This is a genomic window from Allosphingosinicella sp. (assembly GCF_036387215.1).
GTDB lineage: Bacteria > Pseudomonadota > Alphaproteobacteria > Sphingomonadales > Sphingomonadaceae > Allosphingosinicella.
Genome location: NZ_DASVUE010000403.1, coordinates 1 through 2,095, shown reverse-complemented (window position 1 = coordinate 2,095; position 2,095 = coordinate 1). Strand labels below are relative to the sequence as shown.

Sequence of the window (2,095 nt, the reverse complement as noted above, 5' to 3'; positions counted from 1 at the left end):
TCCTCGCTGGTGCGTCCGACCGACTGCAATGTCGTCTTGGCGCGGAGGAATTGCGGCGCCCAATCGAGCTTGGGGTAGACGTTGCCGATGGCAGCGACGGCGCGCTTCACGCCGGCGGGAAGGAGCCCCCTCGCCCGCTCCTCGGCCATGAACATCCGGTAGCGGCGATAGCCTGCCATCGTCTCGTCGGCGCCGTCGCCCGACAGCGCAACCGTCACCTTCTCGCGGGCAAGCTCGGAGACCCGGTAGGTGGCGAGAGCCGAGGCATCGGCGAAGGGCTCGTCAAAGGCGTGGACGAGCGTGTCGATCAGGCTGAAATCGTCGGAAGCGACGATGCGGCTGCGGTGATTGGTGGCGAAGCGGTCCGCGACCATCTGCGCGTAGCGGGTCTCGTCGAGGTCGGCCTGGTCGAAGCCGATCGAGCAGGTCTCGACCGCGCCGCGGCTCGCCTCGGCCATGAAGGCGACCACGGCGGAGCTGTCGACGCCGCCGGAGAGGAAGGCGCCGAGCGGCACGTCGGCGATCATCCGCGAGCGGACGGCGGTGCGCAGGTGCTCGGTAAGCTCTCCGCGGAGCTTGCGGGGCGAGCGGGCGGTGGGGCTCGAGAAATCCACGTCCCAATATTGCACCGGCTGCGGCACCGGACGCCCGCGCTGGATTAGGAGAAAGTGGCCGGCTGGGAGCTTCTTGACGCCGGCGACGATCGAGGTGTCGTCGGGGACGTAGCCCAAGGCGAGATAGTCCTCGATCGCCTGCGGGTTCGGGCTGCCTCGGAAAAGCGGATGGGCGAGAAGGCCCTTCAGCTCGGACGCGAAGATGAGGGCGCCGTCAGGAAGCTCCGCATAGAAAAGCGGCTTCACACCGAGTCGGTCGCGGGCGAGGAAGAGCGCGTCCCGCTGCGCGTCGTAAAGCGCGAAGGCGAACATGCCGTTGAAGCGGGTGAGCGCGTCCGGCCCCCATTGCCGCCAGCCGGCGAGGATCACTTCGGTGTCGCTGTCCGTCTCGAAGACGTGGCCCTTGGTCTCGAGCTCGGCCCGCACTTCGAGGAAATTGTAGATTTCGCCATTATAGGAGACTGCGACTTGGCCGTCGGGCGTCAGCATCGGCTGAGCGCCGCCTTCCAGATCGATGATGGAGAGGCGGCGGTGGCCGAGGCCGATTCCGGGTGCAGTCCAGACGCCGCTTCCGTCAGGACCGCGGTGGGCGAGGACGTCGGTCATCGTCGCCACGCGCGCCGGATCGACTGGCTTCGGGACGCTCGGGTGGAAGATGCCTGCGATGCCGCACATGATCAGCGACTTGGCAGACCAGCGGCCTCGTCGGCAAGGCGATCGATCGGACCCAGAGCCCGGATGAACGCATCGATGGCGGGACGGGGAGCGGCGCCGTCGGCCGAGACCGTCACCGCGACCGCCCGCTGCGGGCCGCCGAGGAGGCGGGTCTTCACCGTTTCGAGCTTCACCTCGAGCGGGCTTCCGGTGAGGATTTGGCCGACACGGTAGAAGGTGGCGACTTCGCGGAAGGTGCCGAAGGACTGGATCCGGTCGAGCCGGCCGTATGCGGGCGCGGGGCCGGTGGCGGTCCAGGCCCAGCCGCTGTTGGGGCCAGCGGCGCCCTGGCCAAAACCGACGAGCTCGCGCCCCTCTTCCTGGCGAGCGAAGAGCGCGATGGCGAGATCGACCTTCTGGCCTGCGTGGTTCCGATAGCGGCCGATGCGGATCACGTCGGCGCCGGCATAATGAGGCTGCCAGGGCCGGCCGCTCTCGTCGGCGACGCGCTGCCAGCCCGGAACTTGGGGCAGCAGGATGTCTGCCGGAGCCGCTGCGGCGGCGGATGCTATTGCGGAGGACCAGAGCAACGGTGCGGCGGCCAGCGCTGCTGCGGCGGCTGCGACATAGGGGATCCGCGAGGAGGCCGGCCGGACCGGTTGCAGCGCGGCGGGATCGAACCACTTGTCGCCCGGCTTCCGATCGAAGAAGGGCCAGCCGGCCGCCATCAGCAGGGCGATCACGAGCGCGAAGAAGATCCAGCCGTAGAAGACGTGATCGAAGCCGGCCGCGAAATCGTTGCTGGTGAGGTGGGCGATGTAGATCGT

Annotated in this window: 2 protein-coding genes; both read right to left on the bottom strand. The window is 68.5% G+C overall.

Annotation, left to right across the window (positions count from 1 at the left end; translation table 11 throughout):
• On the bottom strand, nt 1-1,289 hold a 1,289-nt coding region (gene asnB, locus VF662_RS15435; protein ID WP_464142838.1), incomplete at its 3' end, for an asparagine synthase (glutamine-hydrolyzing).
• A gap of 2 nt (nt 1,290-1,291) precedes the next feature.
• A partial coding sequence (locus VF662_RS15430) for an exosortase C-terminal domain/associated protein EpsI (protein WP_464142837.1) occupies nt 1,292-2,095 on the bottom strand: 804 nt, incomplete at its 5' end.